We start from the raw sequence: 25,006 nt of genomic DNA, 5'->3' as shown, positions 1-25,006 counted from the left end.
AGCCCCGCGGCCGGACGCGGCGACACCGAGTGACCGTTGGACCGCGCGGGTGTGCCGGAGCGCTGCTCGCCCTCCCGACCTTGCGGGGAATCAAGCCCTGCCGCCGGGCGCGGCGGCACCGGATGACCGTTGGGTCGCGCGGGTGTACCGGGGCGCTGGTCCTGTTCCCAGGCCCCCGGCGGAGCGGAGTGGCCATTGGCCTGCGGCGGGGTTGCCGGGCGGCCACCGGTCGCGTCGGCGGGGTGCTCGCCCTGCCGGCCACCGGGGAACGGCTGCCCCTGGGGTGGGCGTGGAGCACCTCGCGGAGGCACGGGGGGGCCGCCTGCCGCGTTGAGCGTGCCGGAGCGCTGTTCCGCCTCCCAGCCGCCCGGCGACCCGGGGGGCGGCGGCAGGGGGTGCCCGTTGGTCGGGGCGGCGGCGCCGGGACGCGGATCGCCCTCCCACCTGTCCTGCGGCGCAGCCGGACGGCCGTCACCCGCAGGCCCGGCGCCTCTTGGCGGTGCCGGGTGGCCGTTGGTCGGCTCGGGGAGGGCGGGGCGGTGTCGAGGCCCGCGCGTGTTCGGCGCGGGGTGGCCGTTCGCGGCTTGGGGGGTGGGGGCCGGGGGGCGCGAGTGGGGGGAACCGCCGTTCGGGTGGTTGCCGGGGTCGGGGGCGCCGGGGGGCTGGCGGTGGGGTGGCGGCGGGGTGTCCAGGCGGGCGCCTCGGCCGCCGTATCCGCTGGTCGGCGGGTGGGAGGTGGGGGGCGCCGGGCGGGCCGGGGGTGGCCCGGGCGGCGGGGGGCGCCGGTCGTCCTGTGCCACTTGCCCACCCCCTGTCGTCGGTTCACTGCGGCGGATTCACCCCAAGACGATAGGTCACCGGGCCGTTCGGGTGGTGTGAACCGGGTGCAGCACACACCGCGACGGCGGGTGGGGGGCTTCAGGAGAGGAAGCCGCGCAGCAGGGAGGCGGTGCCCGCGAGGTGTTCGGCCATGGCGGCGCGGGCGGCGGGCGGGTCGCCGTCGAGGATGGCGGTGATGACCAGCGCGTGCTGGTGGTCGGAGTGGGCGATGTTGGGCGGGATGAGGGGGATCGCGTCCAGGAGGGCGTTGAGCCGGGTGCGGACGTCGGCGACGGCGCCGGTGAGGGACGGGGCCGCCGCGGCTTCGGCGATGGCCAGGTGCAGGCGGGAATCGTGGCGGCGGTAGTCCGCCGGGACCGCACCGGTGCAGTCGTCGAGGCGGGCGCGCAGGTGCCTGCGCAGCCGAGGGGGCAGGGCGCGGGAGGCGGCGACCTCGGCGGCACCGGACTCCAGCACCGCGCGCAGGGTGAGGGTGTCCTCCAGTTCCGCGGCCAGTTCCGCCCGCGGCCGCGGCGGCGTGCGCGACGGCGGGTCCGGGCGGACGAAGGTGCCGCCGTACCGCCCCCGCCGCGACTGCACGTACCCGGCCTGCTGCAACGCCCGCAGCGCCTCCCGCAGCGTCACCCGGCTCACCCCGAGCCGGACCGACAGCTCCCGCTCGGCGGGCAGCCGCGCCCCCGGCGCCACCACCCCGAGCCGGATCGCCTGGAGCATCCGCTCCACCGTCTCCTCGAACGCGTTCCCGGCCCGCACCGGCCGGAAGAACTCCTCCAACAGCGGATCGGCCCCGGCGGCACCCCACCCGCTCCCACCGACCGCCCCACCCGCACCCCCGGACGACCGAGGTCCGCCCGCCACAGCACCCCCCTCCGACACCCCCGAACCGCCCGCCCCAGCAGCCCCACCCCTCGATCCCGGATCGCCCGGCGTGACGAGCCCACCCGACACCCTGGGCCCACCGCCCACAACGAACCCACCCGATGCCCCAGGACCACCCGCCACACCGAACTCACCCGATGACCCGGGATCACCCGCCACACCGAACTCACCCGATGACCCGGGATCACCCGCCACAACAGATCCACCCTGCGATCCAGGATCACCAGGCGCAGCAGACCCCTTCCGCGACCCCAGATCACCGGGAACGGCAGATCCACCCACCGACCCCAAGCCACCGGGGACCACAGTCCCTCCCGGCAAACCGAGACCACCCGCCACATCAGGCCCACCCCGCGACCCGGGGGCAGTGGGCTTCTCCCGCAACCCCGGGCCATCCGCCACGCCGGACCCACCCCGCGATCCGGGGTGGCCGGGCGCGGCGCGTCCCTCCCGCAGGCGGGAACCGCCCGGCGCAGTGGCCCCCGCCTGCGGTCCGGGGTCGTCGGGCGGGGTGGGTGGGTCGGGGCTGCCGGAGGTCACAGCGGGGTGACGTAGGCGCCCGAGATGCCGCCGTCGACGAGGAACTGGGAGGCGGTCATGAAGGAGGAGTCGTCGCTGGCGAGGAAGGCGACCGCGGCGGCGATCTCCTCCGGTTCGGCGAAGCGGCCCATGGGGACGTGGACGAGCCTGCGGGCGGCGCGCTCGGGGTCGGCGGCGAACAGTTCGCGCAGCAGGGGGGTGTTGACCGGGCCGGGGCACAGGGCGTTGACCCGGATGCCCTCGCGGGCGAACTGGACGCCCAGTTCGCGGCTCATGGCCAGCACACCGCCCTTGGACGCGGTGTAGGAGATCTGCGAGGTGGCCGCGCCCATCACCGCCACGAAGGAGGCTGTGTTGATCACCGAGCCGCGGCGGCGGGAGCGCATGTGCTCGATGGCGTGCTTGCAGCACAGGTAGACCGAGGTCAGGTTGACCTGCTGGACCCGGTTCCACGCCTCGATGCCGGTGGTGAGGATCGAATCGTCCTCGGGTGGGGAGATGCCCGCGTTGTTGAAGGCGACGTCGAGGGAGCCGTAGGTGTCGACGGTGGTCTGGAACAGCGCCCGGACGTCGTCTTCGCTGGTGACGTCGGTGCGCACGAACAGGCCGTCGACCTCCGTGGCGGCCGCCCTGCCCGCGTCCGGGTCCACGTCGGCGACCACGACCCTGGCGCCCTCGGTGGCGAGCCTGCGCACCGAGGCCAGGCCGATGCCGCTGGCGCCGCCGGTGACCACCGCGACCCTGCCGTCCAGCCGCTTGCCCATCGCTTCCCTCCGCTGTCGACTTCTCACTCGCTGCTGATGAACACGTTCTTGGTCTCGGTGAACCCGTGGGGGGCGTCCGGGCCGAGTTCGCGGCCCAGGCCGGACTGCTTGAAGCCGCCGAACGGGGTCCAGTGGCGCACCGACGAGTGCGAGTTCACCGACAGGTTGCCCGCCTCGACCGCGCGGGAGACCCGCAGCGCCCGCCCGACGTCGCGGGTCCAGATGGAGGCCGACAGGCCGTAGTCGGTGTCGTTGGCCTGGCGGACGGCGTCGGCCTCGTCGTCGAACGGCAGCACCGCCACGACCGGGCCGAACACCTCCTCGGTGACCGCGCGGTGCCCGGCCGGGACGGACAGCACGGTCGGCGGGAACCAGAACCCCGGCCCCGCCGGTGCGCTGCCCCGGAAGGCGACGTCCGATTCGTCCACGTAGGACGAGACGCGGGCCAGGTGCCGCGCGGAGATCAGCGGTCCCATCTCCGTCGCCTCGTCCCCGGGTGCGCCGACGACCACACCGCGCACCGCTTCCTCGAACAGCGCCATGAACTCCTCGTGCACCGAGCGCTGCACGAGGATGCGGGAACGGGCGCAGCAGTCCTGCCCGGCGTTGTCGAACACGGCGTAGGGCGCGGTCGCGGCGGCCTTCGCCAGGTCCGCGTCGGCGAAGACGACGTTGGCGTTGTTGCCGCCCAGTTCCAGCGTCACCCGCTTCACCTGCGCGGCACAGCCCGCCATGACCTCCTTGCCCACGGCCGTCGACCCGGTGAAGACGACCTTGCGCACCAGGGGGTGGGTGACGAACCGCTCCCCCACCACCGGTCCCTCGCCGGGCAGCACCTGGAACACGTCCTCGGGGATTCCCGCCTGGTGGGCCAGTTCCGCGAGCCGCAGCGCGGTCAGCGGGGTCAGCTCCGCGGGCTTGAGCACGACGGTGTTCCCGGCGGCCAGCGCGGGTGCCAGGCCCCAGCCTGCGATGGGCATCGGGAAGTTCCACGGCACGATCACGCCGACGACGCCGACCGGCTCGTGGAAGGTGACGTTGACCCCGCCGGGGACCGGGATCTGCCTGCCGGACAACCGTTCCGGTGTCGCGGAGTAGTAGTCCAGCACGTCGCGGACGTTGCCCGCCTCCCAGCGGGCGTTGCCGATGGTGTGCCCGGCGTTGGCCACCTCCAGCCGGGCGAGGTTCTCCAGGTCGCCGTCGACCGCGGCGGCGAAGCGGCGCAGCAGCCGGGCCCGGTCGCCCGGGGCGACCGACCGCCAGGCGGGCAGCGCGGCGTGCGCGCGGGCGACGGCCGCGTCGGTCGCGGGCAGGTCCGCGGCCTCGACGCTGGTCAGCGGGGCGCCGGTGGCCGGGTCGAGGACTTCCAGGGTGCTCACCGGGGGGCCCTCCTTCGGTGGGAACGGCTGGTGGCGTGCGCGCGGGCCGCCTCGACCAGCGCGGCGAAGAGCCGGACGTCCTCGACGTCGTGCTCCGGGTGCGACTGCACGCCCACGGCGAACCGCGGCCCGGTCAGTTCCACCGCCTCGACCGTGCCGTCGGGGGCGGTGGCGGCGACCACCAGTCCCTCCCCGAGGCGGTCGAGGGACTGGTGGTGGTGGCAGTGGGCCTGGGCGGTGGGGCCGAGGATGCCCGCCAGCGCCGAGCCGGGGGTGGTGGTCAGGTCGGTCTTGCCGAACATGGCCACCTCCGGCTGGTGGTCGGTGGTGCCGACGACCTCCGGGGTGTGCTGGTGCAGCGTCCCGCCGAGGGCCACGTTGAGCACCTGCATCCCCCGGCACACCGCCAGCAGCGGCAGGCCCAGTTCCAGCGCGGCCTCGACCAGGGCGAACTCGGCGGCGTCGCGGGTCGGCTGCGGGGTGCCGGTGGTGGGGTGCGGGGCCTGGCCGTAGCGGGCCGGGTCGATGTCGGCGCCGCCGGAGAGGACCAGCCCGTCGAGCCAGTCGACGGTGTCGGCGCGCCAGTCGCCGATGGGCGGCAGCAGCACGGCGTTGCCGCCCGCCGCGCGCACCGACTCCACGTAGACGCGGTGCAGGACGGCGGCCTCGGCCTCCCAGATGCCGAAGGCGGAGTGCTCCAGGTAGGTGGTGACCCCGATGACGGGGGGCCGGTCAGAGCCGTTCGAAGCCACGGACCCGCTCCCAGTCGGTCACGGCCGCGTCGAACGCGGCCTGTTCCACCCGCGCCGCGTTGAGGTAGTGGTCCACGACGTCGTCGCCGAACGCCGCGCGCGCGACCGCGCTGCCGTCGAGCAGGGCCGCGGCGTCCCTCAGGGTCCTGGGCACGGTCGGCCGCCCGGAGGCGTAGGCGTTGCCGGTGAGGGCGTCCTCCAACGGCAGTTCGTTCTCGATGCCGTGCAGCCCGGCGGCGATCAGCGCCGAGACCGCCAGGTACTGGTTGACGTCGCCGCCGGGCACCCGGTTCTCCACCCGCAGCGAGGGCCCGTGCCCCACCACGCGCAGCGCGCAGGTGCGGTTGTCCACCCCCCACGCCACCGCGGTCGGGGCGAACGAGCCCTCGGCGAAGCGCTTGTAGGAGTTGATGTTCGGGGCGAAGAAGTACGTCAGCTCGCGCAGGCAGGCCAGTTGCCCGGCGAGGTAGTGCTCCATCAGCGGGGAGAACCCGTGCGGCCCGTCGCCCGCCATGACCGGGGTGCCGTCGGTGCCGCGCAGGCTGAGGTGGACGTGGCAGGAGTTGCCCTCGCGGGAGTCGTACTTGGCCATGAAGGTCAGCGACTTCCCGTGCGCGGCGGCGATCTCCTTGGCCCCGGTCTTGTAGATCGAGTGGTTGTCGCAGGTGGCCAGCGCGTCGGTGTAGCGGAAGGCGATCTCGTGCTGCCCGGGGTTGCACTCGCCCTTGGCCGATTCGACGTAGAGGCCCGCGCCCCCCATGCCGTTGCGGATGGCGCGCAGCACCGGTTCGACCCGGCCGGTGCCCAGCAGCGAGTAGTCCACGTTGTACCGGTTGCCGGGGGTGAGCCCGCGGTAGCCGGCGTCCCAGGCCTGCTCGTAGGTGTCGTCGAACAGGATGAACTCCAGCTCGGTGCCGACGAACGCGGTCAGGTCCCGCTCGGCGAGGCGGTCGAGCTGGCGGCGCAGCACCTGCCGGGGCGAGACCGGGACCGGGCCGCCGGAGACCAGTTCCAGGTCCGCGAGCACCAGCGCGGTGCCCTCCAGCCAGGGCAGCGGGCGCAGCGTCGCCAGGTCGGGTCGGAGCACGAAGTCGCCGTAGCCGCTGTCCCAGGACGAGGAGCTGTAGCCCGCGACGGTGTTCATCTCCACGTCGACCGCGAGCAGGTAGTCGCAGGCCTCGGTGGCGTGCGCGAGGACCTCCTCCAGGAAGTACCGGGCGGCGCAGCGCTTGCCCTGGAGCCTGCCCTGCATGTCGGTGACCGCGACCAGGACGGTGTCGACCTCGCCCCGGTCGACCAGCTCCCGCAGCCGGTCCACGGTCAGCGGTGTCTCTGGCATGCGGTCCCCCAAAGGTAGGCCGGTGGCCCATTGGCACGTCCTCCGCGCATCCTGCTGCCTGCCGGCCCGGTCCCGCAACCGGCTGTCCACAGGCGGGGCGCGGCGTTCACCCGGTGGTTACGTCGAACGGCCCTTGACCAGGGAAATGACGGGAATCACACTGTGCCCTCCGGCAATGGACCGCCCGCGACCCATTGGGGGAGCAGCTATGGCCACGACCAGCAACCCGGACACCCCCGGCCCGGACGCCGACGAGGCCCGGCTGCACACCCTGGGGTACGCCCAGGAGCTGCGCCGGTCGATGTCGGGGTTCAGCAACTTCGCCGTCTCGTTCACGATCATCTCGGTGCTCTCGGGCTGCCTGACCCTCTACGGGTTCGGCATGAAGACCGGCGGCCCGGCGACGATGGTCTGGGGCTGGCCGCTGGTCGGGTTCTTCGTGGTCCTGGTCGGCCTGGGCATGGCCGAGGTGTGCTCCAGCTACCCGACCGCGGGCGGGCTGTACTACTGGGCGGCGAAGCTGGCCCCGCGCAACGGCCCGGCCTGGTCGTGGTTCACCGGGTGGTTCAACCTCGTGGGGCAGGTCGCGGTCACCGCGGGCATCGACTTCGGCGCGGCGCTGTTCCTCAACGCGTTCCTGGACCTTCAGTTCGGCTTCGCCGCGACACCGGGGCACACCATCCTGCTGCTGGGGATCATCCTCGTGGTGCACGGGGCGCTGAACACCTTCGGGGTGCGCGTGGTGTCGATCCTCAACAGCGTCAGCGTGTGGTGGCACCTGGTCGGGGTGCTGGTGATCGTGGGCGTGCTGGTGGTGGTGCCGGACGAGCACCAGAGCGCGTCGTTCGTGTTCGGCGAGTTCGTCAACGACACCGGCTGGGCCTCCCCGGTGTACGTGTTCCTGATCGGGCTGCTGCTCGCCCAGTACACGCTGACCGGCTACGACGCGTCCGCGCACATGACCGAGGAGACGAAGGACGCGGCGGTGGCCGGTCCGAAGGGCATCGTCAACTCGATCCTGGTGTCGCTGGCCGCGGGCTGGGTGCTGCTGATCGGCCTGACCTTCGCCATCCAGGACTACGACGGCGCCGTCGGCTCGGAGACCGGTGTGCCGCCCGCGCAGGTGTTCATCGACGCGGTGGGCGCCACCGGCGGCAAGCTGCTGCTGCTCATCGCCATCGGCGCGCAGTTGTTCTGCGGCATGGCCGCGGTCACCGGCAACTCCCGGATGATCTACGCCTTCGCCCGCGACGGCGCGATCCCCGGTTCGCGGGTCTGGCACCGGATCAACAAGCGCACCCGCACGCCCACGAACTCGGTGTGGCTGGCCGCGGCGGGGGCGTTCCTGCTGGCCGTGCCGTACCTGTGGAGCGCCACCGCGTACGCCGCGGTCACCTCGATCGCCGTGGTCGGCCTGTACACCGCCTACGTGATCCCGATCTTCCTGCGGGTGCGCCAGGGCGACGCGTTCGAGCGCGGGCCGTGGCACCTGGGCCGCTGGGGCAGGCCGATCGGGATCGTGGCCACGGCGTGGGTGGCGTTCATCTTCGTGCTGTTCATGCTGCCGCAGGCCGCGCCGATCACCCTGGACTCGTTCAACTACACCCCGGTCGCGTTCCTGGTGGTGCTCGGCGGGGCGGCCCTGTGGTGGTTCGCCTCGGCCCGCAAGTGGTTCACCGGGCCGAAGGTGCAGGGCACCGCCGAGGAGCTGGCGGCGGTCGAGCGGGACCTCGACCTGCCGGGGTAGCCCCTCGGCGGCGGGGGTCAGCCCTGCACGAAGCCGAGGGAAGCACCGGTCGCGGCGTCCCGGGCGACGCCGACGACCTGCCGCCGGTGGCGGTTGATGTCGCTGACGAGCACGTTGGGTCCGCTGCCGGGCGGGCCGGTGATGACGGTGGTCTCCCCGGCGCGGCTGACGATCTGCGGCGTGCAGTCGTGGATGGCGCCCGCGCAGGACTCCACGGCCACGTCCCCGCGCTCGTTGATCCCCTGCGGGTAGCTGAACCCGCCCTGGGGGGCCAGCGGGGTGGCCACGCCGTCGCGCCAGCGGAAGGCCCGGTAGTCGCTGGTGGCCACGACCTCGCCCGCGTCGTTGAGGAAGGTGCGGTTGAAGAAGTCGAACGGGTTCGCCTGGACGTCCCGCGCGCCGGGCAGGCCGCTGACGGCGACCGCGGTCCCGTTGCGCCACAGGTACATCCTGCCCTGGACGTAGCCCGCGTAGGCCTGGATGAGCACCTCACCCCGGGTGTTGACGTCGAGCGGGAACGGGGAGACGTAGGTCTCCGCCGGGGTGACGTCGGCGAGGACCCGGCCGCGACCGTCCCAGACCCGCACGGCGCTCGTGCCCGCACCGTCCACCACGGACGCGGCGACGTGCCCGCCGTCGCCGATCACCGGGTAGCCGTTGCCCTGCGGCCCGCGGTGCAGCACCCGCACCGATCCCGCGCGCCACACCGAGATCTGCTCCACGCCCCGCTCGTCCGGGGTCGGACCGGGGAAGTAGGCCTCCACCAGGACCTCGCCGCGGTTGTTCACGTCCACGGCGTAGCTCTGCTGCGCCCCGGCCGGGTGCAGGTCGAAGGTCCGGCCGAGGAACCAGGCGGTCGCCCTGGTCGCGGCGGGCACCGCGCCCGCCGGGGTGATGGTGCCCGCGACCAGGCCGAGGTCGTTGGCGTGCACGGCGGTGCTGGACGCCGCCGCCGGGGCCAGTTCGCGGACCGAGTCGCCGCGCCAGACGGTGGCGTGCCTGCTGCCGTCGGGGCGCTGGACCTGCCCGTAGACCAGTCCGGTCCCGGAGATCCGCTGGAAGGCGATGAAACTGGCGCCCGGGGGCAGTGGCAGCACCCGGACGCCCGGGGCGGCGTCGGCGGGCAGCGCCCCGAGGCTCATCAGGGCCGCCGCGGCGGCCACCACAACACGTCTGCGGATCACGGTCTCTCCTCGCACGGGGGGTGTCGCACCGGTGTGCGGCGCGAGGGACCAGCATCCAAATAACGATGCTATCTGTATACCGCCATTTCGCCCAGCGGGCTGGGAACGCCTGGGAAAAACGGACGAGTCGGACATCTTGTGATCACGTGCCACCGCGGCCGATACTGACCCGGTCGCACGCCCGGGTGCCCCCGCCCGACCGCGGCGGCGCCTGTCGTCGGGATCTGGCGCCGCGCGGCACCCCTGCCGGGCACCGGCCCCGGGGCACGCGGCGACGGCGGTGGCGGGTGTGACGACGCGCGTCACCGCCGCGCCCGCCCCGCGCGGAATCGACTGGACGACGGGCGCGATACTGGTCACCTGAGGTTTCACGAGGTGACTGGAGGCGGCGCGGTGGCGTACGGCGATGTCGGGATCGAACTGGGCGCGCGGGTGGCGGCGGCGCTGCGCCGCGGCCTGGGCGTGGAGATCACCCCGGCGGAGGCCGTCATCCGACCCTCGACCCGCGACGGCGTGGACTACCAGTGCAACGCGGCGATGAGCCTGGCCAAGAAGGTCGGGAAGCCGCCGCGCGAGGTGGCGCGGTCCATCGTGGACAACCTCGACTCCGCCGACCTGGTGGCCACCACCGAGGTCGCGGGCCCCGGCTTCGTCAACATCCGGCTCAGCGACGCCTGGCTGGCCGGGCGGGCCGCGGCGCTGCTCGGCGACGACCGGCTCGGCGTGGACCCGGTGCCGGACCCGCGGCGGTACGCGCTGGACTACTCCAGCCCCAACGTGGCCAAGGAGATGCACGTCGGGCACCTGCGCTCGACGATCATCGGCGACGCCCTGCTGCGGCTGCTGCGCTTCGCCGGGCACGAGGTCACCCCGCACAACCACGTCGGCGACTGGGGCACCCCGTTCGGGATGCTCATCGAGCACCTGCTCGACGAGGGCTGGACCCCCGACGGCGGGCACTCCATCAGCGACCTCAACGGCTTCTACCAGGCCGCGCGGGCGAAGTTCGACGCCGACCCGGTGTTCGCCGACCGCTCCCGCAAGCGGGTCGTGGCGCTGCAGGGCGGCGACGAGGCGACGCTGGCGCTGTGGCGGCGGCTGGTCGAGGAGTCCTCCCGGCACTTCCAGAAGGTGTACGGGATGCTCGGCATCGAGCTGACCCCCGAGGACATGTACGGCGAGAGCTTCTACAACCCGTACCTCGACGACACCATCGCCGACCTGGAGGCCAAGGGCCTGACGCGGGTGAGCGACGGCGCGGTGTGCGTGTTCCCGCCCGGGTTCAGCAACCGCGAGGGCGAACCGCTGCCGCTGATCGTGCGCAAGGGCGACGGCGGCTACGGCTACGCCACCACCGACCTCGCCACCGCCCGGTACTGGACCGGCGAGCGGGGCATGACCGACCTGCTCTACGTGGTCGGCACCCCGCAGGCCCAGCACTTCGCCATGGTCTTCGCCGCGAGCCGGATGGCGGGCTACCTCACCGACGACCACACCGCCGAGCACATCGGCTTCGGCTCGATCCTCGGCGAGGACGGCAAGACCATCCGCACCCGCGCGGGCGGCTCGGTGAAGTTGGTCGAGCTGCTGGAGGACGCGGTCGACAACGCCGCCAAGACCGTGGCCGAGCGGTCCTCCCTGGACGCCGACGCGCAGGCGGCGGTGGCGCGCGCGGTGGGCATCGGGGCGGTCAAGTACGCGGACCTGTCCAACGACCGGGAGAAGGACTACGTCTTCACCTGGTCGCGGATGCTGGCCAAGGAGGGCAACACCTCCGTCTACCTGCAGTACGCCAACGCCCGCTGCCACTCGGTGCTCACCAAGTCCGGGACCACCCCGGCCGCCGACACCGAGGTGCTGCTGGGTTCCCCGGCGGAGCGGGCGCTGGCGCTGGCGCTGCTGCGGCTGCCCGCCGCCGTCGAGGCGGCCGCCACCGCCTACGCCCCGCACAAGCTCTGCGGGTACCTCTACGAGCTGGCGACGACGTTCACCGCGTTCTACGACGGCTGCCCGATCCTCAAGCCCGACGTGCCCGCCGAGGTGCGCGCGTCGCGGCTGGTGCTCACCGCGCTCACCTCGGCGGTGCTCACCCGGGGCCTGGAGCTGCTCGGCATCGAGGCCCCGCGCGAACTGTGACCAGGAAGGTGATCACCACGAGTTGCCACCCGGTCACACCGGGGGGCAAGGTGATCGGGTGACCACCACTGAACAGGTCGTCCTGCTCGACGAGGCCGGGAACCAGGTCGGCCTCGCCGACAAGTCCACCGTGCACCACGCCGACACCCCGCTGCACCTGGCGTTCTCCAGCTACGTGTTCACCCAGGCTGGCCGCTTCCTGCTGACCAGGCGGGCGGCGACGAAGAAGACCTGGCCCGCGGTCTGGACCAACTCCTGCTGCGGGCACCCGGCGGTCGGCGAACCGGGTGCCGACGCGGTGCGCAGGCGGCTGGCCGAGGAGCTGGGCCTGCGCGGTGAGCACCGGGTCGACCTGGTGCTGCCCGGTTTCCGCTACCGGGCGGTGATGCCGGACGGGATCGTGGAGAACGAGATGTGCCCGGTGTACCGGGTGGTCACCGACGAGCAGCCGCGACCCAACCCGGCGGAGGTCGACGACCTGCGCTGGCTGAACTGGCCGGAGTTCACCGCCTCGGTGCTCGCGGGCGACGGCGGGGTGTCCCCGTGGTGCGTGCTCCAGGTGCGCGCGCTGGTCGAACTGGGCCCCGATCCGCTGGCCTGGCCGGTGGGCGACCCGACCGGACTGCCCCCGGCCCTGCGGTGACCCCCGGGTCGGACCTCGTCTCCGCGTTCAACACCGGTCTGCCGCACCTGATCCCGCAGGCGCACCGGATGGGCGTGACGGCGGTCGAGCCGGCGCCCGGGGTCGCGGTGTGCCGGGTTCCGCCGGCGGACAACGGCAACCACCTCGGCACGATGTACGCGGGGGTGTTGTCCACCGTGGCCGAGGTGCTGGGCGGGGCGATCTGCCTGCCCAGCTTCGACCTGGCCCGGTTCCACCCGGTGGTGCGCGACCTGCGGATCGACTTCCGCCGCCCGGCCCGGACCGACGTAACCGCGACGGCGGCGCTGGACGCGGCGACGGTCGAGCGGGTGCGGGCCGAGGCGGAGGCGGACGGCAGGTCCACGTTCGTGCACACCACCGAGCTGACCGACACCGGCGGTGTGGTGATCGCCACCACCGAGGGCACCTACCAGCTACGACGGAATTGAGTTTCCGGACGATCCGGTCAACGGCGCGGAAACCGCGAGCGCGGCGCCCTCGGTTTTCCCTACATTGGGTCCAGTGGATCTCCTCTTCTCGTCCTTGCCGTCACACGGCCACACCTACCCGCTCCTGCCGCTGGCGATCGCCGCCCGCGAGCAGGGCCACCACATCACCTACGCCACCGCGGCCTCGTTCCACGCGCCGCTGATCGCCCTGGGCTTCGACGTCGTCGACGTGGGCATCGACATCCACAGCGCCTTCGCCGAGCTGGCGGGGTCGGAGGTCAGCCCGGTCGAGGCCCGCAGGCGCGATCCCGAGGAGGTGGCCAAGCTCGCCGCCCACATCTTCACCGACATCCTGCCCCGCCGGTTCTTCGGTGACCTCCAGCCGGTGCTGGCGGCCCAGCGGTTCGACCTGGTCGTGTACGAGGCGGCCACGATCGGCGCCGCGTTCGCGGCGAAGGTGGCGGGCGTCCCCGCGGTCTGCCACGCCTTCGGCCGCGGGTTCGACCGCGTCGCCGCCGAGGAGTCCGGGACCGCCGGGTTCGCCGAGGGGTTCGTCAGGATCGCCGAGGAGCTGCTCGGGCCGGACGCGACCGACCTCACCCCGGACAACCTCGCCGGTGGCGACCCGTACCTCGACATCTACCCGGCGTCGATCCAGGCGCCCGCGTACCGCGACGCCCCGAACCGGGTGCCGCTGCGGCCGGTGGCCTTCTCCGAACCCGGTGAGCTGCCGGACTGGGTGCGCGCGCACGCCGAACCGCTGATCTACCTGACCCTGGGCACCGCGTTCGGCGACGCCGGGGTGCTGCGGACCGCGATCGCGGGCCTGGCGGCGACCGGGGCGAAGGTGCTGGTGGCGGCGGGTCCGACGGTGCAGACCGAGGACCTGGGCGACCCGCCGCCGTCGGTGACCGTCGAGGCGTGGGTGCCGCAGGCGGAACTGCTGCCGCACGTCGACCTGGTGGTGCACCACGGCGGCAGCGGCACGACCCTCGGGTCGATCGCGGCGGGGGTGCCGCAGCTTTTCCTGCCGCAGGGCGCCGACCAGTTCACCAACGCCGACGCGGTCACCGGCGCCGGTGCCGCCCGCACGCTGCGCGGCGACGAGGTGACGGCCGAGGCGGTCACCGCCGCGGCCAAGGAGCTGCTGTCGGACGCGGACGTGGCCGCCCGGGTCGCGGCCCTGGCCGAGGAGGTGGCCGCGATGCCGTCGCCCGCCGAGGTGGCGGCGCGGCTGCCGGAGTTCGTCCGGCCCGTTCGCGTGGTGCCCGCCGAGCGGTAGCGGCCCCGGAACGCGGAAGAGCCCCCCGGCACGAGGTGCCGGGGGGCTCTTCACTGGGTGGAGCTGTGTCGACCGTCAGTTTCGACTGTCGGGATCGACTGATCTCGCCGGGGCGTGATTACACCTTGGCGACGAGGCTCAGGTCGATGGTGTTCTTCGAGCTCTGGACGAGCGCGGAGATGATCGGGCTCAGGAAGCCGCAGTCCTTGACACCGGCGAGGCCGTAGGTGCCGGTGATCTTGCCGCCCTTGAGGACGTCGAAGTTGCCGGTGGAGGCCAGCTTCATGTCCGCCGGAGCGGTGGTCTGGCAGGCGTCGCCCTGGCTGATCGGCAGGCCGAACAGGGTGAGCTTCGACAGGATCACGTTCACCTTGCCGTTGAAGGTGATCTTGCCGGTGGCCACGGTGCCCGAGGGCTGGCCGACGGCGACGAGCTTGACGTCGGCGTCGCTCGGCAGGAAGCCGAACACCTTGAACGAGCCCTTGGTCGGGTCGAGCTTCAGGTCACCGACGTACTTGCCCGCGGCCAGGTCGGCCACGGCGTCGAAGGTGCCCTTGAGCGGCAGCGGGCCGCCCAGGTTCTGCAGGTTGGTGCTGCCCGTGATCCCGTAGGACACCTTCACGCCGTTGCCCGGCGGGGTGGTGGGGGGAGTGGTGGGCGGGGTCGTCGGCGGCGTCGTGGGAGGCGTCGTCGGCGGGGTGGTGGGGGGAGTCGTCGGCGGCGTGGTCGGCGGCGTCGTGGGAGGCGTCGTCGGCGGCGTCGTCGGCGGGGTGGTCGGAGGCGTGGTGCCACCGCCGCCACCGATGGTGAAGGTGTGCAGCAGGTTGTTCTGGCCCGGCACCTGGGTGCAGGCCGAGTCGAAGGTGCCCAGGCCGGTCTCGGTGCCGTCGGCCTTCTTCGGCGACAGGGTCAGCTTCAGGTCACCGACGGTGATCTTGGCCTCGCCCGGCTGCGTAAACGACAGCGACGGGGCGGAACCGGTGGCGTTCACGTCGAACGCGCCCGAGGCGGGGACGTTCGTCTTCGCCACGGTGATCGGCACGTTCACCGGCAGGGTGATGCCGGGGGCCGCGACGGTCGAGGCGGCGAGGGCGGTGCCCTCGACGGTGGTCGCGCCGACCAGGGTCAGGCCCTGGGTGGCGGTCTCCGGGACCGTGGTGACGGCGTTGATCTTGATCTCGCCGGTCGGCTCACCGATACCCACGGTGGCGGGCAGGTCCGTCGAGATGACGGCCTTGATCGCCTGGTTGCCGATCAGCGGGAACGGGCAGGTGTAGTTCAGCGTCAGCGAGACCGGCACGGCGGAGCTGGAGCCCGAGCCGAGCAGCAGACCGGTGGCGACGAGACCGGCCGCACTGGTCACGGCAACACCCGTGACCAGCTTCTTGGAAACCTTGCGAGGGTTCACGGTCAACCTTCCTTGCTTGGTGTATCCACGTCGATACAAGACAAAGCGGAATGATCCGCTCGGCCGAGAGTATGGCGAGTATTCCGATGGGGAAACCGTGTGGTTTCCGCCGATAGCCGCCAGACAAGAGACTAACCAGACCCACAAGGTGTGGCAAGGACTGGCCGACATTTCGACTGCATTAACCCAGAACTTGTCACCGACCGCAGTTCCGGCGCCACGCGCTTAGCAGAGTCAGACACCCGCACACTGTGAAAACCCCTCGTCATCGCGGCGACCTTCCCGTCGAACCTGGCCGCGACCAGCAGTTTTCCACCCCGGAGCACAATACTGCCGCCGGTTTTTGACCACGGGAGCGAGAAATACCGAAGGCATCCGAGAGCCGGTTTGCCCGGTGACGGACAGCGACAAAAACCCCCGGGTGCCCGGGGGTGGAGTTGTCTGGGGGTGACAAGAACGGCCGCTCCCGACGGTGTCGCCGAGTCAGGTCTTTTCGGCGCTAAATCGACCTACGGAGCGCACACGGCACGAATCACGAAATTGGATGTTTAAACGGCGCGGGAGCGCCACTCCCGGCGCGGGAGCGGCCGGAAGGCGCGTGCGGGGCAGCGGTGCCCTATCGGGGTCGCTCCGGGCGACCGCCGTCGACGCGACCCCCGCCGTGCCGGTGCCCACCGGGCCCGCCCGCGGTGTCCGCGTGGCGGGAACAGCCCGTCGTCCGGGTGTCGGGGTGGCGAACCGGGGCGCCACGTCCGCGCTGTCGCATCCGCCCTCCCCGTCCGCCTCGAAGACCTCGTCCCGCCCCGCGCGGACGGTGACGAACCGCACAAGGCTGCGCCAATAGATAGCAGAGTATTCCGCGTCAACGCAACGGAAACCTCACGGCAACCTGCTTCTTGTCACCAGGAGCGCACTTCCCGCCCCGGATTTGTGCGAAAGCCGCACCGCGCGACCACACCTTCATCAGGGGTGGACGGGTCCGCTGTTGTGCCACATCCACAGTGGACAGCGACCCGGATGCGCACATGTCAACAAGAAGTGTCCCCCGGCAGGGCCCCGCCGTCGAGGAAGGCCGAGACCAGCGCGTCGGCGCAGGCGTTGCCGGAGAGCAGGTACACGCCGTGCCCGCCCTGCCGGGCGGTCACCGACGCGGCCCGCTCCCCCAGCGCGGCCCGCATCGCCAGGGTTCCGGTCAGCGGACCGGCCGGGTCGCGGGTGCTGCCGAGGACGAGCGTCGGAGCGGCGGCCGGGCGCACCCACTGCGGCGCCGGGCCGGTCGGCCACGCGGCGCAGGCGAACTCACCGGCCGCCATCGCCCCCGCGAGCGGGTGCCGCGCCGCCTCCCGCCGCGCGGTCCGCGCGTAGACCGCCGGGTCCCGCGGCCACGCCCCGTCGCGGCAGACGACGCCGAGGAAGCCCGCGGCGAAGTTGTCCACCGGCACCGCGGGCCAGCCGCGGGAGGTGGGCGCGGCCCTGCCCGCCAGGATCGGCACCACCTGCCCCTGGTTGAGCGCGGGCGTCACCCCCCGGCGGAGGTCGGCCAGGACCGCCCCGAAGGCGGGGAAGCCGGCATCGGCGTACAGCGCCTCCCGCATCCCCTCCCGCAGCAGGTTCCCGGTGAGCGGGTTGCCGTCGAGCAGGGTGCGCGGCGCCCGGTCGAGGTCGGCGGCGGCGTCGAGGTACGCGGCGCGCACGGCCGCCGGGGTGGCGCCCAGGCCCAGCTCGCCGTCGCGGGCGGCGGCCCAGGCGGCGAAGTCGGGGAAGCGGACCTCCGTGCCCTCACCCCAGCCGCGCAGCGCGCCGCGCCAGACCCGCGCCGGGTCGACCGCGCTGTCGAGGACCATCCGGTCGACCCGGGCGGGGAACAGCGACTGGTACACCGCGCCGAGGTGAGTGGCGTAGGAGTACCCGAGGTAGGAGATCCGGCGCTCCCCCAGCGCGCGCCGCACCAGGTCCAGGTCGCGCGCGGTGTCCCCGGTCCCCATGTGCGGCAGCGCCACCCCGGCGTGGCGGTCGCAGCGGCGCGCGAGGTCCACGGCCACCGCGTGCGTGCCGCCCGGCCGCGGCCACGGGGTGAGGTCCGGCAGCCGGGCCTCGGTCAACCCGCAGCCCACCGGCGCGCTGCGGCCGGTGAAGCGGGGGTCGAACCCGACGAGGTCGTAGCGGTCGCGCACCGACCGCGGCAGCAGGGGCGCGAGCTGCCCCGGCAACCCCAGCCCCGCGCCCCCTGGCCCGCCGGGGGCGAGGACGAGCACCCCCACCCGCCGCGCCGGGTCGGCCGCCGCGATCCGCGAGACGGCCAGGTCGATCGACGCCCCACCGGGCCGCGCGTGGTCGACCGGCACCCGGACCCGCAGGCACCGGCCCACCACGTCCTCCGGGCAGTCCCCCCACCTCGGGCCTGCCGCCGCCTGCCCGTCGGTCGGCACCACCACCGCGGCCAGGACGGACGCCGCCACCACCAGTCGTCGCATGGGAGCAGCCAACCGGACCGGGAGCGCCCGCCTCCACCGCTTCCGCCCACCGCGAAGCCGCCCAGAGCGAACGCCCGGGGGCCGGTGCCTCAGGGCCGGTGCCTCAGGGTCGATGCCTCAGTACGGTTCCGGCTCCCGGCGTGCGCCGAGGCTGCCCGCGTACACCGCGACGAGCACCGCCGCGGCGACCGCGATCCACCCCGCCGCCGCCTGGATGCCCGCGGCGTCGTGCCGCCACCCCAGCTCCAGCGCGGTGTAGAAGGACTGCCCCAGGACGCTCTCGCGCTCCAGGAGGGCGATGCCGCACACCAGGTACACCACCGCGACGGCCAGCACCGGACCGCGGCGCGGGACCGGCGCGGAGAACAGCACCCACCCGGCGGCCAGCGACCACAGCAGCAGCACCACCCGGACCCAGTGCTGCCCGGCGAGCTGGTCGTGGAGCCCGCCCGCGTACAGCAGCAGCGGGGGCACCGTGTACACCCCGGCCACCGTCCACGGCTTCGGCCACCGACCCGCCCCGGCGTCCTCGGCGCCCTCGGGCGCCCGGACCCCGGCCAGCTCCGGCGCCCGGCCGTGGGCCAGCAGCACCGCGGCCACGAAACCGACGAGGACCTGCACCAGCAGGTGCGCGCTGAACACCGCGGGCTCGTACCGACCCAGGCCGGATGAGGTGGCGACCGCCAGCACGAGGCAGCCGAGCAGCCAGGAGGCGGTGCGCTCCGCGGGCCACGCCCGGTTCCGCAGCCTGCTCAGGTACCACAGCGCGCCGACCAGGGCGAGGGTGCCGAAGACCAGGTCCGGCCGCCACTGGGTCGCCAGCCGCACCAGCGTCGGCCGGTCCGGGAGGCCGTAGCCGAGCAGTTCCTCGGTCACCGACCCCGGCGCCGCCCCCGCCCGCGGCCCCGGGGAGCGCGCCAGGCCGACGGCGATGCCGACCGTCACCAGCATCAGCAGCACCTCGACCGCGCCCAACCGCAGGAACGCCCGGAACTTCCCCGCCTCCAGGCGCGGGATGGTGCGCACGCGGTGCAGGTACCCGAGGGCGCCGAGCAGCAGGACCGCCGCGGTCTTCGCCAGCAGCAGGTACCCGTAGTCGGTGGTGAGCAGGTCGACCGGGTGCACGCGCAGGAAGGCGTTGACCACGCCGGTCGCGGCGACCACCAGCCAGCAGCCCAGCGCGATCGCCGAGTACAGCCTGGTGGCGGTGACGGCGTAGGAGCGGTGCGCGCCCGCGACCACCAGCACCGCGACCAGCCCGCCGACCCACACCGATGCGGCGACCACGTGCGCCATCAGGCTGTCGCCCGCCCAGTCGTGGTTGCCGCCCGCCGAGGAGTGCCCGGTCAGCGCCACCGGGGCGACCCCGGCCACGGCGGTGGCCAGCAGCGCGATCGGCGGCACCGCGAGCTTCTCCCACAGCCACACCAGCCCGGCCAGGTGCGCCGAGACCAGCCAGGCGATCGCCACGGTGAAGCGGCCGATCCCGGGGAACAGCATGCTCGGCACGACGACCTCGCCCAGCGTCATGCCCATGGCGTCGGCCACGGTCAGCACGACCAGCACCGCCGACAGCAGCGCCCAGAACCCGGCCAGCCGCCCGCCCAGGCGCAGCGCCCGGTCCCGGTCGGGGCCCTCGGGCACCAGCAGCACGGCGGCCAGGTACGCCCCGACCACCAGCACCGCCAGCACCTCGGCCACCACCCGCACCCCGGGCAGACCCGCCCGCACGGCGATCCCCGGGTCCGGCAGCCCGGCCAGGACCGGTGCGGCGGTGCGCGCGGTCAACCCGACCGCGACCACCGCGGCGGCCACCGCCCCGAGCACCACCACCGGCCAGAGCGCCGCGGCCCGGCTGGGAGCGGACGGCTCGGCACCGGCCGCCGGGCTGTCGCTGCCCATCGCGCCCCCTCGGCTCCTTCGACAAGATCGGCGCTGACGAGCATCGCCGGAAACCGCCCCGGCGGGCTAGGTGCGCCCGTGACAAATCCGCCGCGCACATCACCCCCGATGTGCCAGTTTCCCGCCGCACCGCCACGATCGGCCCAACGACGTTGTCCACAGTGGACTTGATCGGGAGTACCCCCGATCGGGCGAACGCCGAGGACGACCGCCACCGACCACAAGGGGCGCCCGCGCTCGCGGACGCCCCTGTGCGCCACAGCGGACTCAACTGTGGACAACGAAACCCGTCAGCGGACGACCACGCTGCTCAGTTGTGGACAACGCCGCCGATCAGTCGCGGACGACGGGCGCCGATCAGTCGTGGACGACGGTCCCGATCAGTCGTGGACGACGGTCTCGATCAGTCGTGGACGACGGTCTCGATCAGTCGTGGACGACGATGGCCCCGGCGGGGCACACCATCTCCGCGTCGCGCACCCCGTCCTCGGAGCCCGCGGGCACGTCGGCGACCAGCAGTTCGACGATGCCGTCGTCCTCGCGCTGGGTGAAGACCGCACCCGCGGCGACCACGCACTGGCCCGCGCCGATGCACTTGTCCTGGTCGATCTCGACCTTCACGATGGCTCCCTCTCCCTGGCTCACCACGTCACGGGGAGTTCGTGCACCCCGTAGATGATCATGTCGTGCTTGAACGGCAGCCGCTCCACGGGCTCGGCCAGGGCCAAGCCGGGGAGGCGCCGGTAGAGCGTCTCGAAGGCGACCTGCATCTCCACCCGGGCCAGCGGCTGCCCCAGGCACTGGTGCACGCCGTACCCGAAGGCAACATGGTGGCGGGCCTTGCGGGTGATGTCCAGCGCATCGGGGTCGGCGAACGCCCCGGGATCGCGGTTGGCCGCGTCGGTGGCGGCGATGATCCCCTCCCCCGCGCGGATGAGCACCCCGCCCACCTCGAGGTCCGCCAGCGCCACCCGCCGACGTCCCAGGTGGACGATCGTGAGGTAGCGCAGCAACTCCTCCACCGCGTTCGCGACCACCGCCGGGTCACCGCCGTCGCGCAGCAGCGCCAACTGCCCCGGCTCGCGCAGCAGCGCGGCGGTGCCCAGGGTGATCATGTTCGCGGTCGTCTCGTGGCCCGCGACGAGCAGCAGCAGGCCCATCGAGGCGATCTCCGCGCGCGACATCGCCCCCGTGCGCAACTGCTCGGCGGTCAGCCTGCCCAGCAGGTCGTCGGTGGGCTCGGCGTCCTTGCGGTCGACCAGGTCGCCCAGGTAGGCCAGCAGGTCATCGGTTGCCCCGACCGCGTCCTCGGGGGTGGCGTCCCGGGCGATGATCGTCCTGCTCGCCCGGTGGAAGAAGTCCCGGTCGGCGTAGGGCACCCCGAGCAGTTCGCAGATCACCAGCGACGGCAGCGGCAGCGAGAACGCCTGCACCAGGTCGGCGGGCCGCGGGCCCGCCAGCATGTCGTCGATCAGCCCGTCGACGATTCCCTGCACCCGCGGCCGCAGCGCCTCCATCCTGCGCACGGTGAAGTCCGAGGTCAGCAACCGGCGGTGCCGGGCGTGGTCGGGGTCGTCCATGGTGATGAACGACTTCACCCGCCCCCGGCGCGCGGCGACCCCCGGGGTGGTGTGCGGGAAGCCGGGCAGGTCGGAGTCGGAGCTGACCCTCGGGTCGGCCAGCACCGCCCGCACGTCTGCGTAGCGGGTGACCAGCCACGGGGTGCTGCCGTCCCACAGCCGCACCCGCGACACCGGCGCGTCCTCGCGCAGCCCGCCCAGGGGCGGTGGCGGGTCGAACGGGCAGCGGCCGTCCCTGGCCATCGGGTAGGCGGGGACTTCGGGCAGAACCCGGGTCATCGGAACCTCCTGTCACCACGCACAGTTACCAAACAATTGTTCGGATACTTGCTGAACAGATGTTAGGCAACTTGGTGAACCCTCGCCAACCACCCGCCCGCCGGTTCACCTCGACGGCGCAACACCTCTTGGGAGGAAGGGAAAAACCGGCCGTACCGGTGTGACGGACTACACGAACAGCAGGTCCACGAACTCGTCGACGAACGGCGTCACGGCCCGCGCGTGCTGCTCCCCCGGGTTGCTGTGCAGCAACGCCACGCGACCGTGCGCCCCCACGAACACCATCACCGCCGCCCGGTCCGCGGGCACCCGCAGCGCGTGCCCGGCCTCGGCGCACCGCTCGAAGGCGACCCGCAGGGTGTCGATCACGTCCACCAGCGGCCCGGCGGGCGGGCGGTCCGGCGCGGGCCGCTCGGCCCCGTTGCCCAGCATCAACCGGTAGTGCCCCGGGTTGTCCACGGCGAAGGCGCAGTAGGCGTGCAGCCGCGCCCGCAACCGCCCCACCGCGTCCCCGGCGTCGACGGCCTCGTCGGCGGCGCGCATGAGGTCGCGCAGCCGGTCGAACTCGTGCGCGACCAACCCCCGCACCAGCGCCTCCCGGTCGGCGAAGTGCCGGTAGATGCTGGCGGGCGCGATCCCCACCACCCGCGCCACACCCCGGATGGTCAGCCCGTCGCCACCACCGAGCTCCGAGAGCAACCTGCCCGCGCCGTCGAGGATCTCCCCGCGCAGCCGCTCCCCCTCGCCCCACCGGTTCCGGGTGCGCTGCACGGCCGCGGTGCCCTCATCCGACATCCGCCCATTCTCACCCGCCCACCGGACCGGGGTGAGCACGGCGCCCGGGAGGTCAGTCCCCCGCGGCGACGTCGAACCGGAAGTCCAGGAAGTTCGCCCAGTCCACGGCGATGCGCACGGGTTCACCCGCCCGCAGCCGCTCCGGGTCCGGGCCGACCTCGAAGTCGGGCTGCTCCCCGAGGATCACCACCGCGGCCCGCACCGACTCCACCTCGACGCGCAGCGCGCCCGCCAACTCCCCCAGGCTGGTGTGCAGCACGTCCACCGGGTCGTCGCCGTGGGCGCCGAACAGGTCGATCAGCCCGCGCACCACCGGCCGGTGCAGCGCCAGCCACCGCAACTCGTCCTCCGCGGCGACGACCTCCGCAGGCAGGTCCAACACCTCCGCGGGCAGCGGCGCCCGGGGGTTGAGCCGGAACCGCGCCCGCCGGTCCTCGACGAACCCCGTCACCACCCGGCACGCCACCAGGTAGTCCAGCACGTCCCCCACCGTGCGCGGCTCGACCACCCCCAGCCCCCGCGCGTATCCGTCCACCTCGGCCACGAGGTCCCGCAGCACCTTCGCCCGCTCCCGGTCCGGGCCGTAGGCGTCCCACGGCTCCAACCCCACCCACGCGGGCGCCGCCTCCCCCACCGCGGCGTCCGAGGACTGCCCGGCCAACCGCGCGATCTGCTCCCGGGTGGGCGCCCCGAGCAACACGATCACCCCCAGCACACCCGCCGCCGCGTGCGGCGTGAACCGCTCCCACCCCAGGCCCTCGAACACCTGGCGCGACACCGCCGCCCGGGCCACCTCGGCACCCACCTGCTCATCGGCCATACCCCGGAATCACCCCGGACCACGGCAGTGTTACAGGTCACACCCCACTTTCTCCGTCCGTCCCCAGTGGATCGCGCACAGTCACGAAAAGCGTGCTCAACACGGGTGCGCCCCCGGGGGTCAGTCCAACCCCGCCACCGGGGCAGGCCCGGACGCCCACCGCACCAGCCGCCGGGCCTTGCCGGTCTCGGCGCGGGGCACGGTCCCCGCGGCAACCACCCGGACGTCACAGGTCAACCCCAGGCGCTCCCGCAGCGCCACCACCAGAGCCGCCCCCACGGAATCAGCCCCACCCGAAGCCTCGACGAGCACCCGCAACTCCGGCCGCGCCGCCACCCGCCGGTCCTCGACGACGAGGTAGTGCGGACCGACCCGCCCGTCGGCGAGGAGGACGGCCTCGATCTCGGCGGGGAAGACATTGACCCCGCGGATGACCAGCATGTCGTCGGTGCGCCCGAGGACCTTCGACATGCGGCGCAGGGTGCGCGCAGCCCCCGGCACGGGCCCGGCCAACGTGGCCACGTCCCCGGAGCGGTAGCGCAACAGCGGCATCCCGGTCTTGGTGAGCGTGGTGAACACCAACTCCCCCGGCGTCCCATCAGGCACCTGGTTGCCATCGGCATCGAGGCACTCGACGTAGAAGTGGTCCTCGGCCACGTTCAACATCCCCTCGGAATCCAGCGATTCGGCCGCCACCCCCGGCCCGATCACCTCGGACAACCCGTAGACGTCCAACGCCCGGATGCCCAGCAGCGCCTCGATCCGCCCCCGCATCCCCTCCGTCCACGGCTCCGCCCCGAACACCCCCACCCGCAACGAAGTGGGCTCGACCCCCGCTGCCACCATCGCCTCCCCCAGGCGCACGGCGAACGAGGGCGTGCAGGTCAACACGTCCGGCCGCAGGTCCTGGACCAACCGCACCTGCCGCTCGGTCATCCCCCCGGACACCGGCACCACAGTCGCCCCCAACCGCACGGCCCCGTGGTGCACCCCCAACCCCCCGGTGAACAACCCGTACCCGTAGGCGTTGTGCACCACGCTCGACCGGGTCGCCCCCGCCCCACCCAACGCCCGAGCCATCACCTCACCCCAAATGTCCAGGTCACGAGCGGTATAAGGCACCAAAGTGGGCCGCCCCCCAGTCCCCGACGACCCGTGCACGCACACCACCTCACCGGCGTCCACGGCCCGCAACCCGTACGGGTAGTGCTCCCAGAGGTCCCGCTTCCGAACAGTCGCCAACCTCCCCAACGACCCCAACCCCACCTCCCGCCCGGAGGACACCCCGCAATCCCGCAACCGCTCCGCCTGCACCCCACCGGCCCCCAACAACCGGTCCACCAACCCCCGGAGCCGCCGCTCCTGCACCCCCCGCCGCTCCTCGACGCCAACACCCTCCGCCGCCGCGTCCACCATCGGGACAACGCTGTCCAGTCCGGTCACGCCCTCCGGTCTAACACCCCAGGTCGGACCTGGGAAGCCCCCAAGAGGGCACCCCCCGTTTTCGCCCTCCCGACGGGGTGTTGTAACGTATGCGCAGCACACCAGGGAGCACCCCTCCCGAGTGTGGCTGATCCGGGGCTGTGGCGCAGCTGGTAGCGCATCACACTGGCAGTGTGAGGGTCAGGGGTTCGAGTCCCCTCAGCTCCACAATTGAACAGCAGTACATTTTCACCCGCTGACCTGCGAGAACATGGTCAGCGGGTGATCTTGTTTTACCGTCCCGAGTGGACAGTGGTGCACCGGCATGGAGCAGATCTGGAGCAGCGTGCCCGTCGGGCACCGAACAGGGTCACAATCTGCTCCAGCGTCGT

General features: G+C 73.1%; 19 protein-coding genes and 1 tRNA gene. 6 read left to right on the top strand and 14 right to left on the bottom strand.

All coding sequences use genetic code 11. The features are described 5' to 3' along the window. Window positions 1–918: 918 nt before the first annotated feature. From DFQ13_RS29650 to DFQ13_RS29630, 5 genes are all read right to left on the bottom strand, one after another. Entirely contained in the window at window positions 919–1,617 is a 699-nt protein-coding gene (locus DFQ13_RS29650) for a FadR/GntR family transcriptional regulator (RefSeq protein ID WP_407643233.1), read from the bottom strand. A gap of 638 nt (window positions 1,618–2,255) precedes the next feature. Beyond that, window positions 2,256–3,023, bottom strand: a complete 768-nt coding sequence (locus tag DFQ13_RS29645; RefSeq protein WP_110082151.1) for a 3-oxoacyl-ACP reductase — start codon at window positions 3,021–3,023, stop codon at window positions 2,256–2,258. A gap of 23 nt (window positions 3,024–3,046) precedes the next feature. Next, window positions 3,047–4,402 (bottom strand): aldehyde dehydrogenase family protein, encoded by a 1,356-nt coding sequence (locus tag DFQ13_RS29640; protein WP_035290713.1) that lies wholly within the window; start codon window positions 4,400–4,402, stop codon window positions 3,047–3,049. Then, complete coding sequence (locus DFQ13_RS29635) at window positions 4,399–5,154, bottom strand: gamma-glutamyl-gamma-aminobutyrate hydrolase family protein (protein WP_110082150.1); 756 nt, start codon at window positions 5,152–5,154, stop codon at window positions 4,399–4,401. Before DFQ13_RS29635 ends, DFQ13_RS29640 begins: the two co-directional genes overlap by 4 nt. Then, complete coding sequence (locus tag DFQ13_RS29630; RefSeq protein ID WP_035290717.1) at window positions 5,135–6,493, bottom strand: glutamine synthetase family protein; 1,359 nt, start codon at window positions 6,491–6,493, stop codon at window positions 5,135–5,137. Before DFQ13_RS29630 ends, DFQ13_RS29635 begins: the two co-directional genes overlap by 20 nt. A gap of 208 nt (window positions 6,494–6,701) precedes the next feature. Between DFQ13_RS29630 and DFQ13_RS29625 the strand changes: the two genes are divergently transcribed. Then, the gene (locus DFQ13_RS29625) at window positions 6,702–8,240 is read left to right on the top strand and encodes an amino acid permease (protein WP_110082149.1); all 1,539 of its coding nucleotides are present in this window, start codon (window positions 6,702–6,704) and stop codon (window positions 8,238–8,240) included. A 17-nt stretch (window positions 8,241–8,257) separates the two neighbouring features. On the opposite strand, the gene DFQ13_RS29620 is transcribed toward DFQ13_RS29625, so the two are convergent. Then, window positions 8,258–9,424 carry a hypothetical protein gene (locus tag DFQ13_RS29620; protein WP_146241399.1) on the bottom strand — a complete coding sequence of 389 codons (1,167 nt, stop codon included), beginning with the start codon at window positions 9,422–9,424 and terminating at the stop codon, window positions 8,258–8,260. 393 nt (window positions 9,425–9,817) lie between these two features. Here DFQ13_RS29620 and argS point away from each other — a divergent pair, with 393 nt between their 5' ends. The 4 genes from argS (at window position 9,818) to DFQ13_RS29600 (ending at window position 13,934) form a co-directional block, all read left to right on the top strand. Next, entirely contained in the window at window positions 9,818–11,560 is a 1,743-nt protein-coding gene (argS, locus tag DFQ13_RS29615; protein ID WP_110082147.1) for an arginine--tRNA ligase, read from the top strand. A 58-nt stretch (window positions 11,561–11,618) separates the two neighbouring features. Next, the gene (idi, locus tag DFQ13_RS29610) at window positions 11,619–12,203 is read left to right on the top strand and encodes an isopentenyl-diphosphate Delta-isomerase (RefSeq protein WP_110082146.1); all 585 of its coding nucleotides are present in this window, start codon (window positions 11,619–11,621) and stop codon (window positions 12,201–12,203) included. After that, window positions 12,200–12,652, top strand: a complete 453-nt coding sequence (locus DFQ13_RS29605; RefSeq protein WP_219994695.1) for a PaaI family thioesterase — start codon at window positions 12,200–12,202, stop codon at window positions 12,650–12,652. The genes idi and DFQ13_RS29605 overlap by 4 nt, the downstream gene beginning before the upstream one ends. Window positions 12,653–12,725: 73 nt before the next feature. Next, window positions 12,726–13,934: a glycosyltransferase gene (locus DFQ13_RS29600; protein WP_110082145.1), complete on the top strand. Its 1,209-nt coding sequence runs from the start codon at window positions 12,726–12,728 to the stop codon at window positions 13,932–13,934. A 118-nt stretch (window positions 13,935–14,052) separates the two neighbouring features. Here DFQ13_RS29600 and DFQ13_RS34220 read toward each other — a convergent pair whose 3' ends face one another. The 8 genes from DFQ13_RS34220 to DFQ13_RS29560 form a co-directional block, all read right to left on the bottom strand. Beyond that, complete coding sequence (locus DFQ13_RS34220) at window positions 14,053–15,342, bottom strand: DUF6801 domain-containing protein (RefSeq protein ID WP_181400205.1); 1,290 nt, start codon at window positions 15,340–15,342, stop codon at window positions 14,053–14,055. A gap of 1,028 nt (window positions 15,343–16,370) precedes the next feature. Next, entirely contained in the window at window positions 16,371–17,816 is a 1,446-nt protein-coding gene (locus DFQ13_RS29590) for an alpha/beta hydrolase (RefSeq protein ID WP_110082144.1), read from the bottom strand. 117 nt (window positions 17,817–17,933) lie between these two features. After that, window positions 17,934–19,718 carry a cytochrome c oxidase assembly protein gene (locus tag DFQ13_RS29585; RefSeq protein ID WP_110082143.1) on the bottom strand — a complete coding sequence of 595 codons (1,785 nt, stop codon included), beginning with the start codon at window positions 19,716–19,718 and terminating at the stop codon, window positions 17,934–17,936. Between the two features lie 426 nt (window positions 19,719–20,144). Continuing rightward, on the bottom strand, window positions 20,145–20,339 hold the full coding sequence (locus DFQ13_RS29580; RefSeq protein ID WP_035283810.1) for a ferredoxin: 195 nt from the start codon (window positions 20,337–20,339) through the stop codon (window positions 20,145–20,147). A gap of 20 nt (window positions 20,340–20,359) precedes the next feature. Further along, window positions 20,360–21,577, bottom strand: coding sequence for a cytochrome P450 (locus DFQ13_RS29575; RefSeq protein ID WP_110082142.1), 1,218 nt, complete (start codon window positions 21,575–21,577; stop codon window positions 20,360–20,362). Between the two features lie 168 nt (window positions 21,578–21,745). Next, on the bottom strand, window positions 21,746–22,372 hold the full coding sequence (locus tag DFQ13_RS29570) for a TetR/AcrR family transcriptional regulator (RefSeq protein ID WP_110082141.1): 627 nt from the start codon (window positions 22,370–22,372) through the stop codon (window positions 21,746–21,748). Window positions 22,373–22,424: 52 nt separating this feature from the next. Then, entirely contained in the window at window positions 22,425–23,192 is a 768-nt protein-coding gene (locus DFQ13_RS29565) for a DUF6042 family protein (RefSeq protein ID WP_110082140.1), read from the bottom strand. Window positions 23,193–23,312: 120 nt separating this feature from the next. After that, window positions 23,313–24,635: a phenylacetate--CoA ligase family protein gene (locus DFQ13_RS29560; RefSeq protein WP_233438634.1), complete on the bottom strand. Its 1,323-nt coding sequence runs from the start codon at window positions 24,633–24,635 to the stop codon at window positions 23,313–23,315. Window positions 24,636–24,769: 134 nt separating this feature from the next. Between DFQ13_RS29560 and DFQ13_RS29555 the strand changes: the two genes are divergently transcribed. After that, a tRNA-Ala gene (locus DFQ13_RS29555) sits at window positions 24,770–24,842 on the top strand. Window positions 24,843–25,006: the final 164 nt, after the last annotated feature.

Origin of the sequence: Actinokineospora spheciospongiae (genome assembly GCF_003182415.1) — a bacterium.
GTDB classification, from domain to species: domain Bacteria; phylum Actinomycetota; class Actinomycetes; order Mycobacteriales; family Pseudonocardiaceae; genus Actinokineospora; species Actinokineospora spheciospongiae.
The sequence above is the reverse complement of the archived record's forward strand: the minus strand, read 5'-3'. Positions and strand labels throughout refer to the sequence as shown.

Excerpts from the sequence above, each read along its gene's own strand:
- DFQ13_RS29645 (WP_110082151.1), bottom strand. The coding sequence starts at position 3,023 with ATGGGCAAGCGGCTGGACGGCAGGGTCGCGGTGGTCACCGGCGGCGCC.
- DFQ13_RS29630 (WP_035290717.1), bottom strand. The coding sequence starts at position 6,493 with ATGCCAGAGACACCGCTGACCGTGGACCGGCTGCGGGAGCTGGTCGAC.
- DFQ13_RS29625 (WP_110082149.1), top strand. The coding sequence starts at position 6,702 with ATGGCCACGACCAGCAACCCGGACACCCCCGGCCCGGACGCCGACGAG.
- DFQ13_RS29590 (WP_110082144.1), bottom strand. The coding sequence starts at position 17,816 with ATGCGACGACTGGTGGTGGCGGCGTCCGTCCTGGCCGCGGTGGTGGTG.
- DFQ13_RS29585 (WP_110082143.1), bottom strand. The coding sequence starts at position 19,718 with ATGGGCAGCGACAGCCCGGCGGCCGGTGCCGAGCCGTCCGCTCCCAGC.
- DFQ13_RS29575 (WP_110082142.1), bottom strand. The coding sequence starts at position 21,577 with ATGACCCGGGTTCTGCCCGAAGTCCCCGCCTACCCGATGGCCAGGGAC.
- DFQ13_RS29570 (WP_110082141.1), bottom strand. The coding sequence starts at position 22,372 with ATGTCGGATGAGGGCACCGCGGCCGTGCAGCGCACCCGGAACCGGTGG.
- DFQ13_RS29565 (WP_110082140.1), bottom strand. The coding sequence starts at position 23,192 with ATGGCCGATGAGCAGGTGGGTGCCGAGGTGGCCCGGGCGGCGGTGTCG.